Here is a 13,024-nt window from a genome sequence, read left to right as displayed (position 1 = left end):
TATACAGGGGGCCACATTAGGGACAACTTAAACCGCTCGCAATCGGATCAGGCGTCGATACTGATGCGCAGGCCGGCGGCGGTCGCCAGCGGCGCCAGGGCGATGGCCAGGCAGAACATGGCGCCGAGAATGGCCAGCTGCGGTCCAGCGGGAAAACCCTGGGCCGCGGCGCGCACCGCGGCGCTGCCAAAAATCAGTACCGGCATGTACAGGGGCAATATAAGCAGCGAGATCAGCATGCCGCCGCGCTTGAGGCCCACGGTCAACGCGGCGCCGACCCCGCCTACCAGGCTCATCACCCCGCTGCCGAGCAGCAGGCTGGCCACCAGCGCCGGCAGGGCCTCCAGCGGCAGGTTGAGCATCAGCGCGAACAGCGGGGAGATCAGCGCCAGGGACACGCCGGTCAGCAGCCAGTGGGCGCCCAGGTAGGCGAGCACGGAGAAATACAGTGGCTGCGGCGCCAGCAGCAGTTGCTCGAGGCTGCCGTCGTCGTAATCGCCGCGAAAGATGGTATCCGAGGTCAGCAGGTTGGAGAGCAGCGCAATGATCCACAAGGTACCGGCGGCAAAGCTCGCCAGGGATTTCGGGTCCGGCCCCAGGCCGAGCGGAAACAGCGCCACCACCATGGCGAAAAACAGCAGCGGGTTGAGAATCTCCACCGGCCGGCGCACCGCCAATACCAGTTGCCGGCGCACCAGGCGCAGGCAGAACGCCGGCAGCGAGGGCGCGCTCACAGCAGGCCCCGGCGCAGGCACAGGCGGCGAACGTTGTAGTTGCCGCGCATCGGTTGGTGCGAGGTGAACACCACGGCGCCGCCGGCGGCCACGTGCGCGGCCTTGCGCTCCTCCAGGGCCGCCACCCCGTCGACATCGATGGCGGTAAACGGCTCGTCCAGCAACCACAGCGGGCTGTTGGACAGGTACAGCCGGGCCAGACTCACGCGCCGGTGTTGCCCGGCGGAGAGCGCGTGACTGGGCACGTCCTCGTAGCCGTACAGCCCGACCCGGGCCAGTGCCGCATCGATGGCGGCGGCGCCGAAGTCCGCCTCCCCGGCCACGTGCCAGGCCAGGTTTTCGCGCGGCGTAAGCATCGCTTTCACCGCAGGTTGATGGCCCAGGTACAGCAGCGGTGCATGGCGTTCCACGCGCCCCTCGAAACCGTAGCGCGACAGCCCGGCGAGGATGCGCAGCAGGCTGGTCTTGCCGGCACCGTTGGCGCCCTCGATCTGCACCAGTTGCCCGGGACAGATATCGAAACTGAGCCCGCCGAACAATTCGCGGCCACCGCGCGACAGCGCCAGTTGCTGCGCGCTCAGCAGGGGGCCACTGGCGGCGGCTGCGGTCAGAGGTTCACCACGTTGACAAGGGGGATATGCAGGTCGGTATCGATCTGCTCGGCGCGCAGGGAGCGGAAATCGAACAGCTCACCGTCGGCCAGTTGCGAGGGGGCGACGTTGCGGATGCTGCGGAAAATGGTCTCGGTGCGTCCGGGGTACTCGCGCTCCCAGTCCGCCAGCATCTTCTTCACCTGCACGCGCTGCAGGTTTTCCTGCGAGCCGCACAGGTTGCAGGGAATGATCGGGAATGCCTTGTAGTCGGCGTAGCGGGCCAGGTCCTTCTCGCGGCAGTAGGCCAGCGGGCGGATCACCACGTTCTTGCGGTCGTCGGAGAGCAACTTGGGCGGCATGGCCTTGAGCGTGCCGCCGAAGAACATGTTGAGGAACAGGGTCTCGACGATATCGTCGCGGTGGTGACCCAGGGCGATCTTGGTGGCGCCGATATCCTGGGCGAAGCCGTACAGGGTGCCGCGCCGCAGCCGCGAACACAGGCCGCAGGTGGTCTTGCCCTCGGGCACCACGGACTTGACCACGCTGTAGGTGTCTTTTTCGAGGATGTAGTAAGGAATGCCGATGTCATCCAGGAATCCGGGCAGCACGTCCTCGGGAAAGCCGGGCTGTTTCTGGTCGAGGTTCACCGCCACCAGCTCGAAGTCGATGGGCGCGCTGTGTTGCAGGTTCATGAGGATGTCGAGCATCCCGTAGGAGTCCTTGCCGCCGGACAGGCACACCATGACCTTGTCGCCCTCCTCGATCATGTTGTAATCGACGATGGCGTTGCCGGCGTTGCGCCGCAGGCGTTTCTGCAGCTTGTTGAACTCGGTTTTTTCCTTGCGGGACAGCTCGCGCACGATTTGGGCCGTTAGTGCTTGATTTGGCGGGCATTTTACTTGCTTCGGGCTTGGGGAGTCCAGTTTGGTGGGCTACTTCCCGTTCACCGGCTGGCTGAGGGGTGTTGTACGTTCGCTACTCCGCCGGGCCGGTGAATGGCAGGCGCCTCCCCGGGACCGCAAAGGCGCCATCCATGGCAGCTCGGCCGAGGCCATCCATGGCCTCGGACGTCCCGGGGAGGCGCCTGCCATCCCCCGTCCCTGCAACTGGCGTATCCCCACAGCCGGTAAAGGGGCACCAACGTATTTCGGCAGAGCCGACTTACATGGGGACTCGCAGCGAGAAATTGGCGCCGAGTGGCACCGGAGCGAGGACCGGGAGGTGGAAGGCCCGTGGAGAAAACGTGCGAGGCCATGGATGGCCGAGGCCGAGCTGCCATGGATGGCGCTTTTGCGGTTTTCGGAACGGGCCTTCCGCCTTCCGGGCCGCTAGCCAGCCCAAGCCCAACTACCAGTCAGAGGGACGCCCGACCGGCTTGTATTTTCCCGGGATTCCCCCGACAATGTGCGCCCCGAAATACCCCACCGAAATACCAGCGAGGAACCCACTCCGATGAAAGCACCCGTACGCGTGACCGTCACCGGCGCGGCAGGCCAGATCGGCTACGCCCTGCTCTTCCGCATTGCCTCCGGCGCCATGCTCGGCGACGACCAGCCCGTGATCCTGCAACTGCTGGATATCACGCCCGCCATGGATGCCCTGAACGGCGTCAAGATGGAACTGGAGGACTGCGCGTTCCCGCTGCTGTCCGGCATCGTCTGCACCGACGACCCGAACGTGGGCTTCAAGGACACTGATTACGCTCTGCTGGTCGGCGCCCGCCCGCGCGGCCCCGGCATGGAGCGCAAGGACCTGCTGGAAGCCAACGCGGCAATCTTCTCCGTGCAGGGCAAGGCGATCAACGACAACGCCAGCAAGGACATCAAGGTACTGGTGGTGGGCAACCCGGCCAACACCAACGCGCTGATCACCCAGCGCAACGCGCCGGACATCGACCCGCGCAACTTCACCGCGATGACCCGCCTGGACCACAACCGCGCCAAGACCCAGATCGCGATCAAGACCGGCAAGACCGTCAACGACGTGAGCAAGATGACCATCTGGGGCAACCACTCCGCCACCCAGTACCCGGACCTGTTCAACTGCAAGGTCGGCAGCGACACCGCTATCAGCCTGGTCGACCAGGAGTGGTACGAAGGCGAGTTCATCCCCGTGGTACAGCAGCGCGGCGCGGCCATCATCAAGGCCCGTGGCGCCTCCTCCGCGGCTTCCGCGGCCAACGCCGCCATCGACCACATGCGCTCCTGGGCGCTGGGCACCGAGGGCGACGACTGGGTCTCCATGGGCGTGTACTCCGACGGTTCCTACGGCATCACCGAAGGCCTGATCTACTCCTTCCCCTGCCGCTGCAAGGGCGGTGACTGGGAAATCGTCCAGGGCCTGGAGATCGGCGAGTTCAGCGAAGCCAAGATGAAGGCCACCGAGCAGGAACTCACCGAGGAGCGCGACGCGGTCCAGCACCTGCTGCCGTAATTCCTGCCCGCAAGTTCAGGAAGGCGTCGCCCGCAGGGGTGACGCTTTTTTTTGCCTGTTTTTCATGGGAATCTGCTGGCGCAGCCCGCCGCGGGCGCGTCGGAGAGTCCCGCGCGTGACTTGCCCGGCCAATACTGCTCTAATGCCAGTACCATGACCGAAGCCGCCAACCAGAAAACCTACCACCACGGCAACCTGCGCGCCGAGTTGCTGGACACCGCCATCGCCCAGCTCGGTGAGATCAGTGTCGAGGACCTCAGCCTGCGCGCCCTGGCGCGGGCCATCGGTGTATCGCAGACCGCGCCCTACCGGCACTTCACCGACAAGGGCGAGTTGCTGGCGGCGATCGCCACCCGAGGCTACCACGAACTGTTCGCGGCCCTCGGCGCCGCCCGTGAGCGCGCCGGAGACAACCCCACCGACCAGTTGTTCGCCCTCACCCACGCCTACGTCGACTACGCCGCGGAGAACCCGCAGATGTTCAAGCTGATGTTCGGACCCGCGGTGCAACCGGCAGCGCGCTACCCGGAACTGCGCGAGGCCAGCCGCCAGACCCTGCGGCTGGTGCAGGCGGTGTTACAGCACGGCATAGACCTCGGCCTGTACCGGGCGGCGGATCACCCCACTTACCTGGCCAACGCCGCCTGGTCCGGGATTCACGGCCTGGCGACGCTGCGCGTGGATGCGCCGGAATTGTTCGAGCGGCATATCGACCTGCGCCGGCAGATGGACCTCGGGGTGGCCACGTTTATCGCCGGGATCAGCGCCGCTCCCCAGCCCGCGGCGGGCTGACCCGGGCCCGGCCAGGGCTGCGCATCGCGCGCCCGCAAATTACCCCGCAGAGCCCGGTTCAAACCAGTGCCGCGTGCGGTTGGCGAAGGCCACCAGCGACAGCATCACCGGCACCTCCACCAGCACCCCGACCACCGTCGCCAGCGCGGCGCCGGACTCCAGGCCGAACAGGGATATCGCCACCGCCACCGCCAGCTCAAAGAAATTCGAGGTGCCGATCAGGCAGGCCGGCGCGGCGATCGGGTGCGGCAGGCGCAGCCAGCGCGCGGCGGTATAGGCCAGGGCGAAAATGCCGTAGGTCTGCAACAGCAACGGGATGGCGATGAGTACGATGGCCAGGGGGTTGCCGATGATGCGCTCGGCCTGGAAGGCGAACAGCAGAACCACGGTGAGCAGCAGGCCGAGAATGGAAAACGGTTTCATGCGCGACAGGAAACGCTGCAGGCGCTGGTGGTCGCCGGCGGAATCCAGGGCGCGGCGGGTGAGCACGCCGGCGATCAGCGGCAGCACCACGTACAGCGTGACCGACAGCAGCAGCGTCTGCCAGGGCACCACCACATCGCTGAGGCCGAGCAGCAGCGCACACAGGGGCGCGAACAGGAACACCATGATCACGTCGTTGAGCGAGACCTGGACCAGGGTGTAGGTGGCGTCGCCGCGGGTCAGCTGGCTCCACACGAACACCATGGCGGTACACGGCGCGACGCCGAGCAGGATCATGCCGGCGATGTATTCGGTGGCGGTCTCCGGCGCTACCAGGTCGGCGAACAACACGCGAAAGAACAGCCAGCCCAGGGCCGCCATGGTGAAGGGTTTGATCAGCCAGTTGACCACCAGGGTCAGGGCCAGGCCACGCGGCTTGTCGCCCACATCGCGCAGGGAGGAGAAATCCACCTGCACCATCATCGGGTAGATCATCACCCAGATGAGCACGGCCACCGGCAGGTTGACGTGCGCCAGTTCCAGCGCAGCCACCGCCTGTACCGGCGCCGGCGCCAGCGCGCCGAGCACCACCCCGACGCCAATCGCCAGGCCCACCCACACACTGAGGTAGCGTTCAAACAGTCCCAAGATCGGTTACTCCCCTGCCAATGCCTGCATCGCCGAGCGCAACGCGTCACCGCGCTGCCGGTAAATCCCCGCGTCCACCAGGCGCAAAATACGCGATTCGAGGGTGTCGATCACCCGCGCAAATGCGGCGTCGCGGGCAGCGCCCGGTTGCGCCCGCGAGGGATCTTCCAGCCCCCAGTGCAGGCGCGGTGTGTCCTGCAGCCACAGCGGGCAGGTCTCGCCGGCGGCGCTGTCGCACAGGGTGATGACCGCGTCCGGCTCGCAACCCAGGCCCGCGTCCCAGGCCTTGCTGTGCAGGCCGGCCACCGGGTAGCCACGGGCTTGCAGTGCCGCGAGGGTATCGGGGTGCACTTCACCCGCCGGGGCACTGCCGGCGCTGTACGCGCGCAGGCAGCCGCCGCCGCGGCGCGTGGCAATCGCCTCGGCGAGAATGCTGCGACAGCGGTTATGGGTGCACAGGAATAATAGCGTCAGGTTTTCCACCGGGGCAGCCTGCCAGCGTTTTGTGACGGTTATATTACCCGGGCGTCACAATTCGCGCAGCACCGCCACCGGCGGCGCGGAGACTACCCGCCGCGCACTGAAGACGCCGAGCGTGCCGATCAGCACCGCACCCGCCAACAGCCCGAGGGGCCAGGACCAGGGCGACGGCGTGTAACGCATGTCCAGCGCCAGCACCTGCAGCGCGCCGACACCGACCTCCGCCGCCACCACCGCAAGCACCCCGGCGAACAGCCCGAGTACACTGAACTCGATCGCCAGCGCGCCCAGCACCCGCGAGCGCGGCGCCCCCAGCGCGCGCAGGATGGCGCCCTCGCGCAGGCGCTCGTCGAGGCTCGCCTGCACGCCGGCGATCAACACCAGGGCACCGGTCACCAGGATCACCGCAAGCACCAGTTCCACCGCCGCGGAGACCTGGTCGATAATGCCGCGCACCTGGCTGATCACCTCGTCCATCTCGATCAGCGTGACGGTGGGAAACTCACGCACCAGCCGGTTGAGGAACAGCTTGTCGCCGGGGTCCAGGTAGAAGCTGGTCATCCATGTCGCCGGATAGTCGCTGAGCACCGCCGGCGGGAACACCAGGAAGAAGTTCGGCCGCATCGACTCCCACTGCAGCGAGCGCAGGCTGGCGACCTTGGCCTCCAGCGGCCGCTCGCCCACCAGCAGGGACATGCGGTCGCCTACCTGCAGGCCCATCTGCTCGGCGTAACCGGCCTCCACCGAGACCAGCGACTCCTGCGTATCCGGATCCCACCACTGCCCTGCCACCAGTTCATTGTCCGCCGGTAGCGTGGCCGAGAAGGTCAGGTTGCTCTCGCGCTGGTGCGGCTGGTCTTCACCGGCGTCCTCGCGGCTGGGCAGGTCCACCCCGTCGATCGCCATCAGGCGGGCACGGACCATGGGGAACAGCGGCTCGCTGTGCAGGCCGGCCTCGGCCATGGCCGCTTCCAGGCGCGGTGCATCCGCCGGCGCGATATTGATCAGGAAGTGATTGGGCGTGTTCTCGGGCAGCTGCAGGCGCCATTCCTCGAGCAGCGACGTGCGCACCAGCAACAGCACCAACAGCTGCATGATGGCGAGGCCGAACACCACCACCTGCAGCGCATTGCCGATGCCGCGCCGCTGCAGGCTGCCCAGGGCCAGCCTCCACAGGCTGCCGGCGCGCATGCCCAGCGCGCGGCCGCTGCGCAGCAGTAACAGTGCGCCGCCCACGCCCAGGGCGACCACCACGGCCATGCCGGCCAATACCGCCGCGGTGAGCCGCCAGTCCTGCGAATACCACAACATCAACAACACGACCGCGGCGAAGCCGAGCAGGTAGTCCCCGCCGCTGCGGCGCACCGCTGAGGGCAGGTCCCGGCGCAACACGCGCAAGGGACTGGCGCCCGCCAGCCGCCGTATCGGCGGCCAGGCGAAGGCCAGCACGCAGACCATGGCGGTGACCGCGCCGACCAGGTAGGGGCGCACACCCGCCGCCCCCGGAGTCAGCGGCAGCTCGTCGGCGAACAGGCGGAAGAAGGTCGCCTGCAGGCTCCAGCCCAGCAGGCAACCGGTTACCGCAGCGGCGAGACCGAGCAGTGCCAGGCTGCCGCCGTAGAGCCGGGTGATACTGCCGGAAGTGGCGCCGAGGCTCTTCATCACCGCGACGTAGTCCGCGTGGCGCTCGCTGAAGCGGGCCGCGGCCAGGGCGATGGCGACCCCGGCCAGCACCACCGCCAGGCTGCCCGCAAGCAGCAGGAAACGCTCGGCGCGTTGCAGGGCGCGGCCGATACCGGGCTGCCCGCGGTCCAGGTCCAGCACGCGCTGGTCGCCCGCCAACTGCGGTTCCAGCCACTGCCGGAAGTCCTCCAACACCCCCGGGTCACCGGCGAACAACTGCCGGTACTCGACCCGGCTCCCGGGCTGCACCACGCCGGTGGCGGGGATATCGTCGAGATGCATCATCAGGCGCGGCCCGTAGCCGTAGAAGCCGGCGCCCTGGTCCGGTTCGCCGCGCACGGCGCCGGTCACCCGCAGCTGGGCATCGCCGAGCCCGACCTCGTCGCCGCTTTCCACCTCGAGCAGGGCAAACAGGCGCGAGTCCAGCCAGCTCTCTCCGGGCACCGGCCCGCGCGCGGCCGCCTGGGCCGGGGCGAATCCCGAATCGGCATACAGCAATTCGCCGCGCAGGGGGTAGTTGTCGCTGACCGCCTTGACCGACACCAGGTGCATACGCTCGCCGTCACCAAAGGCCATGGACGGGAAACTCAGGGTCTGTGCCGTACGCAGGCCGCGCCCCTCGGCCTCCTCCAGCCATGCGGAATCCAGCGGCCTGGCACTGCGCAGCACCAGGTCGGCGGCGAGAAAGCGGTGGCTCTCGCGCTCCAGCGCGTCCTGCAGGCGCGCGGTGAACGCGCTGATGCCGGAGACCAGGCCCACCGCGAGCACCAGCGCTGCCACCAGCACACCGAGTTCGCCGCCGCGCCAGTCGCGCGCCAGCATGCGCAGGGAGGCGCGGGCCATCAGGCGGTATCGCCGACCAGTGCGCCGGCCTCCAGGGTCAGCTGGCGCGAGCAGCGCGCGGCGAGGCCGGTATCGTGGGTGACCAGCACCAGGGTCGTGCCCTCCTCCCGGTTCAGTTCGAACAGCAGATCGACGATGCGCTCGCCGGTGTGAGTGTCGAGATTGCCGGTGGGTTCGTCGGCGAACAGGATCGCCGGGCGGGCGGCAAAGGCGCGGGCGATGGCCACCCGCTGCTGCTCGCCGCCGGACATCTGCCGCGGGTAGTGGTCCAGCCGTGCCTCCAGCCCGACCCGGGCGAGGAAGCGCCGCGCCTGTTCACCGGCGCTGTGCTCGCCGCGCAACTCCAGCGGCAGCATCACGTTTTCCAGCGCGGTGAGCGCCGGCAGTAACTGGAAGGCCTGGAACACGAAGCCGACCTTGCGTGCGCGCAGCAGGGCGCGCCCATCTTCGTCGAGTGCGCCGAGGTCCTCGCCGTCCAGCCACACGCGCCCGGCACTGGATTCATCGAGTCCCGCGAGCAGCCCGAGCAAGGTGGATTTTCCGGATCCGGAGGCGCCGACGATCGCAACGGAATCGCCCCCCTTGATTTCCAGCGTTATCCCTTTCAGTATTTCCAGCTCGCCGCCGCCCACAGACACCCGCTTGCCCAGATTTTCTGTCCTGATCATGCCTTCCGCCTTTTCCCTCCTGTTACGGTACACCTGGCTGTGTGGATTATGCCTGTGCCTGCTGCTGGCCAGCGGCGCCCGCGCCGCACCGACCCGGCTCATGGTGCTGGGCGATAGTATCAGCGCCGCCTATGGCATGTCTTTGCAACAGGGCTGGGTGAGTCTATTGGCCGACGAATTGCGCGACGGGGATATCGCGGTGATCAACGCCAGCATCAGCGGCGAGACCACCGACGGCGCCCTGCGCCGCCTGCCGGCACTGCTCGAAACCCACGCGCCGGACCTGGTCATCATCGAACTGGGCGGCAACGACGGCCTGCGCGGCTTCCCCCTGGCCACCCTGCGCGAGAACCTCACGCAACTGGTGACCCAGTCACAGGCTGCCGGCGCCGAGGTGCTGTTGCTGCCCATGCATATTCCGCCCAACTACGGCCGCCGCTACACCGAGGCCTTCCACACCAGCTTTGCCGAGGTGGCGCAGGCCACCGGCGCCGGGCTCGGCCCCTTTATCCTCGATGGCATCGCCGGCCGGCCCGAATTAATGCAGGGGGACGGCATCCACCCGCAACCGGAGGCCCAGGCGCAGATGCTGGCCAACGTGCTGCCCGCCATTCGCGAGGCGCTGCAGTGAGCGACGCCGGCGACAACACACGCAAATTACAGGCACTGGATCGCGAACTGCTGTGGCATCCCTACGCGGCGTCACCGCCGGCTGGGGAGATCTACCCGGTGACCAGCGCCAGCGGCGTGCGCCTGCGCCTGGCGGACGGCCGCGAACTGATCGACGGCATGGCCTCCTGGTGGTGTGCGATCCACGGCTACAACCACCCAGTGCTCAACCGCGCGGTACAGGCGCAGCTCGAGGACATGGCCCATGTCATGTTCGGCGGCCTGACTCACCCGCCTGCGATCAAGCTGGCGCAGCTACTCACGCGCATCACCCCGGAGCCCCTGCAACGGGTGTTCTTCAGCGATTCCGGTTCAGTCGCCGTGGAAGTGGCCATGAAAATGGCCATCCAGTACCAGTACGCGCGCGGCCGTGGCAACAAGCGCAAGCTGGTCGCGCTGCGCCAGGGTTACCACGGCGACACCTTCGGCGCCATGTCCGTATGCGACCCGGTGACCGGCATGCACCACCTGTTTGGTGACGTGCTCTACCCGCACTTTTTCGTCGATGCCCCGGACTGCCCGGTCGACCGCGAGTGCCCGGAGTCACAGATGACCCAGGTCGCCGACCTGCTGGCGGAACAGGGCGAACAGATCGCAGCGGTCATCGTCGAGCCCGTGGTCCAGGGCGCCGGCGGCATGCGCTTTTACTCCCCCGACTACCTGCGCAAGCTGCGCGCCCTGTGCGACGCCTTCGACGTGCTGTTGATCTTCGACGAGATCGCCACCGGGTTCGGCCGTACCGGCAAGCTGTTCGCGCTGCAGCACGCGGACGTGACGCCGGACATCCTGTGCCTGGGCAAGGCACTGACCGGCGGTTACATGACCCTGGCGGCGACCCTGGCCACCGAAGAGATCACCGCGACCATCAGCGCCGGCGAGGGCGGCGCCTTCATGCACGGGCCCACGTTCATGGCCAACCCGCTGGCCTGCGCCACGGCCATCGCCAGCGTGGAACTGCTGCTCTCGCAGCCCTGGCAACGCGAGGTGCAGCGCATCGAAAACGCCCTGGGCAACGGGCTGGCACCGGCGCGCGAGCTGCCCCAGGTCGCCGAGGTGCGCACCCTGGGGGCGATTGGCGTGATCGAGTTGCGCGAACCGGTGGACCTGGCCAGCGTGCAGCCGCGCTTTGTCGAGCGCGGGGTGTGGGTGCGGCCCTTCGGCAAGCTGGTGTACTGCATGCCGCCCTATGTGATGTCCGACGCGGATCTGGCGACGCTGACCGGGGCGATGGTCGAAGTCGTCGGGCAGCTGCCCGGCGGTTAAGCTTCGGCGGCCAGATCCACCTCGCCGCACAGATAGGTCCGCGCGGTACCCGTGAGAAAGACCCGGCCATCGCGCAGGACGCAATCGATATTGCCGCCGCGCGCCGAGATCTGCCGCGCCTGCAAGTCGTCCCTGCCCAGCCGCTTAGCCCAGTACGGCACCAGCGCGCAGTGCGCCGAGCCGGTGACCGGATCCTCGTCGATGCCCACCTGCGGGCCGAAAAATCGCGAGACGAAATCACAGTCATCGCCCGGCGCGGTGGCCACCACGCAGCGCGGCGTGGCCGCGAGCAGCGCCGGAAAGTCAGGCGACAGCGCAGCCACTTCGGCCTGGCTATCGAACACACACAGTTGCTTGTCCGCGCCTTCCACCCACAGAAACTCCCTCGGCGAAGCGCCCAGGGCAGCGGTGACCGCCGCGTCCGCGGGTACCTCGCGCAGGGCGTAGGGCGGGAAATCCAGCGTGAGGGCAGCGCCCTCGCGCGCCACCCGCAGGCGCCCGGAGCGCGTATGGAAGGTCACCGCCGGCGCCGCCAGTCCGAGATGGGTGAACAGGACGTGGGCGCTGGCCAGGGTAGCGTGGCCGCACAGCGGCACCTCGACGGCGGGCGTGAACCAGCGCAGTTCCCAGTCGTCCCCTGCAGGCACCAGGAACGCGGTCTCCGCGAGATTGTTCTGCGCGGCGACCGCCTGCATCAGCGCATCGTCGAGCCAGCCCGGCAGCGGCATCACCGCGGCGGGATTGCCGGTGAACGGTCCGCTGGCAAAGGCATCGACCACGTAGAGTGGGTTGGTCATGTTCTGGTCCTGGGTTTGGGCAAACCCCGGCGCGTTGTGCTGGCCGGGGCGCTTTACTATAGTGGCTGCTCTTCGCCAGGGATAGTGGACCGCCGACGCGCATGAGCACCAGAGAACAGACACCGCTGCAGCGCAGATACTACGAGGTCATCTTCGGTACCGAGACCACCGCCGGCAAGTGGTTCGACCTGGTCCTGATCGCCATCATCATCACCAGCGTCATGGTGGTGTTGCTCGACTCCATCGCCGACTACCACCGCGACTACGGTGCGCTGTTCCTGCGCATCGAGTGGGTGTTCACCGCCCTGTTTACCGTGGAATACCTGGTACGGCTGTGGTGCGTTCCCAACCGCAAGGGCTACGCAACCAGCATCTACGGCGTGGTCGACCTCCTCGCCCTGTTGCCCACCTACCTCTCATTGCTGTTGCCGCAAACGGCACCGCTGCTGATCATCCGCCTGTTGCGCATCCTGCGTATTTTCCGCGTGCTGCGCCTGCTCGCCCTGCTCAACGAGGCCAACGACCTGGCCGGTGCGCTGCACCGCTCAACGCGCAAGATCTTCGTGTTCTTCTCGCTGATGATCATCCTCGCCACGATTTTCGGCTGCCTGATCTATGTCATCGAGGGGCCCGAGCACGGCTTCAACAACATTCCCCACAGCATCTACTGGGCGATCGTCACCATCACCACCGTGGGCTACGGCGACGTCACGCCGCAGACACCGCTGGGGCAGATACTGTCATCTGTGGGCATGCTGATCGGCTACGCGGTCATCGCCGTGCCCACTGGCATCGTCACCGCAGAGATGACCCGCGGCCAGATGCGCGAGCGCGCCGACCGCCTGCGCAACCTGCGCAACTGCACCACCTGCGCCGCCGCAGAAACCGACCCCACGGCACACTACTGCCGACGCTGCGGCAGCCACCTGCCGGCCCCCGGACACGCCCCCGAGACCCAGTTGCGCAGCGAAGACGAGGCCGGCGAATAGGGTCGATTT

At 67.6% G+C, this 13,024-nt stretch carries 13 protein-coding genes; 5 read left to right on the top strand and 8 right to left on the bottom strand.

Annotated features, from left to right (window positions below):
* Positions 1-47: 47 nt before the first annotated feature.
* Genes ccmB through ttcA form a run of 3 tightly spaced genes read right to left on the bottom strand, consistent with a single transcriptional unit; the run spans position 48 to position 2,187 of the window.
* Positions 48-734 carry a heme exporter protein CcmB gene (gene ccmB / locus E4634_RS04110; protein ID WP_135441335.1) on the bottom strand — a complete coding sequence of 229 codons (687 nt, stop codon included), beginning with the start codon at positions 732-734 and terminating at the stop codon, positions 48-50.
* Complete coding sequence (ccmA, locus tag E4634_RS04105) at positions 731-1,315, bottom strand: cytochrome c biogenesis heme-transporting ATPase CcmA (RefSeq protein WP_276606619.1); 585 nt, start codon at positions 1,313-1,315, stop codon at positions 731-733. The genes ccmB and ccmA overlap by 4 nt, the downstream gene beginning before the upstream one ends.
* Positions 1,316-1,341: 26 nt before the next feature.
* Entirely contained in the window at positions 1,342-2,187 is an 846-nt protein-coding gene (ttcA, locus tag E4634_RS04100; RefSeq protein ID WP_135441333.1) for a tRNA 2-thiocytidine(32) synthetase TtcA, read from the bottom strand.
* Between the two features lie 592 nt (positions 2,188-2,779).
* Between ttcA and E4634_RS04095 the strand changes: the two genes are divergently transcribed.
* Entirely contained in the window at positions 2,780-3,760 is a 981-nt protein-coding gene (locus tag E4634_RS04095; protein ID WP_135441332.1) for a malate dehydrogenase, read from the top strand.
* A gap of 153 nt (positions 3,761-3,913) precedes the next feature.
* Positions 3,914-4,552 carry a TetR/AcrR family transcriptional regulator gene (locus E4634_RS04090; protein WP_135441331.1) on the top strand — a complete coding sequence of 213 codons (639 nt, stop codon included), beginning with the start codon at positions 3,914-3,916 and terminating at the stop codon, positions 4,550-4,552.
* Positions 4,553-4,591: 39 nt separating this feature from the next.
* Here the strand turns inward: E4634_RS04090 and arsB are convergent, their stop codons facing one another.
* Genes arsB through E4634_RS04070 form a run of 4 tightly spaced genes read right to left on the bottom strand, consistent with a single transcriptional unit; the run spans position 4,592 to position 9,297 of the window.
* Positions 4,592-5,623, bottom strand: a complete 1,032-nt coding sequence (arsB, locus tag E4634_RS04085) for an ACR3 family arsenite efflux transporter (protein WP_135441330.1) — start codon at positions 5,621-5,623, stop codon at positions 4,592-4,594.
* A 6-nt stretch (positions 5,624-5,629) separates the two neighbouring features.
* A complete protein-coding gene (locus E4634_RS04080; protein WP_135441329.1) occupies positions 5,630-6,106 on the bottom strand; it encodes an arsenate reductase ArsC in 477 nt (158 codons plus the stop codon).
* Between the two features lie 45 nt (positions 6,107-6,151).
* Entirely contained in the window at positions 6,152-8,629 is a 2,478-nt protein-coding gene (locus tag E4634_RS04075; RefSeq protein WP_240725080.1) for an ABC transporter permease, read from the bottom strand.
* On the bottom strand, positions 8,629-9,297 hold the full coding sequence (locus E4634_RS04070; protein ID WP_135441328.1) for an ABC transporter ATP-binding protein: 669 nt from the start codon (positions 9,295-9,297) through the stop codon (positions 8,629-8,631). The genes E4634_RS04075 and E4634_RS04070 overlap by 1 nt, the downstream gene beginning before the upstream one ends.
* On the opposite strand from E4634_RS04070, the gene E4634_RS04065 reads away from it, so the two are divergent.
* Both E4634_RS04065 and bioA read left to right on the top strand, forming a co-directional pair.
* Complete coding sequence (locus E4634_RS04065; protein WP_276606618.1) at positions 9,272-9,928, top strand: arylesterase; 657 nt, start codon at positions 9,272-9,274, stop codon at positions 9,926-9,928. The genes E4634_RS04070 and E4634_RS04065 overlap by 26 nt on opposite strands.
* The gene (bioA, locus tag E4634_RS04060; protein ID WP_135441327.1) at positions 9,925-11,229 is read left to right on the top strand and encodes an adenosylmethionine--8-amino-7-oxononanoate transaminase; all 1,305 of its coding nucleotides are present in this window, start codon (positions 9,925-9,927) and stop codon (positions 11,227-11,229) included. The genes E4634_RS04065 and bioA overlap by 4 nt, the downstream gene beginning before the upstream one ends.
* Here bioA and E4634_RS04055 read toward each other — a convergent pair.
* The gene (locus E4634_RS04055) at positions 11,226-12,026 is read right to left on the bottom strand and encodes a PhzF family phenazine biosynthesis protein (protein ID WP_135441326.1); all 801 of its coding nucleotides are present in this window, start codon (positions 12,024-12,026) and stop codon (positions 11,226-11,228) included. The genes bioA and E4634_RS04055 overlap by 4 nt on opposite strands.
* A 101-nt stretch (positions 12,027-12,127) precedes the next feature.
* On the opposite strand from E4634_RS04055, the gene E4634_RS04050 reads away from it, so the two are divergent.
* A complete protein-coding gene (locus tag E4634_RS04050; RefSeq protein ID WP_135441325.1) occupies positions 12,128-13,015 on the top strand; it encodes an ion transporter in 888 nt (295 codons plus the stop codon).
* Positions 13,016-13,024 lie beyond the last annotated feature (9 nt).

This window comes from Mangrovimicrobium sediminis, from assembly GCF_004745945.1.
Classification (GTDB): Bacteria; Pseudomonadota; Gammaproteobacteria; order Pseudomonadales; family Halieaceae; genus Mangrovimicrobium; species Mangrovimicrobium sediminis.
The sequence above is the reverse complement of the archived record's forward strand: the minus strand, read 5'-3'. Positions and strand labels throughout refer to the sequence as shown.

What these genes read in the sequence shown, in the direction of transcription:
- E4634_RS04095 (WP_135441332.1), top strand. Translation starts at nt 2,780, where the DNA reads ATGAAAGCACCCGTACGCGTGACCGTCACCGGCGCGGCAGGCCAGATC.
- E4634_RS04090 (WP_135441331.1), top strand. Translation starts at nt 3,914, where the DNA reads ATGACCGAAGCCGCCAACCAGAAAACCTACCACCACGGCAACCTGCGC.
- E4634_RS04075 (WP_240725080.1), bottom strand. Translation starts at nt 8,629, where the DNA reads ATGGCCCGCGCCTCCCTGCGCATGCTGGCGCGCGACTGGCGCGGCGGC.
- E4634_RS04070 (WP_135441328.1), bottom strand. Translation starts at nt 9,297, where the DNA reads ATGATCAGGACAGAAAATCTGGGCAAGCGGGTGTCTGTGGGCGGCGGC.
- E4634_RS04055 (WP_135441326.1), bottom strand. Translation starts at nt 12,026, where the DNA reads ATGACCAACCCACTCTACGTGGTCGATGCCTTTGCCAGCGGACCGTTC.
- E4634_RS04050 (WP_135441325.1), top strand. Translation starts at nt 12,128, where the DNA reads ATGAGCACCAGAGAACAGACACCGCTGCAGCGCAGATACTACGAGGTC.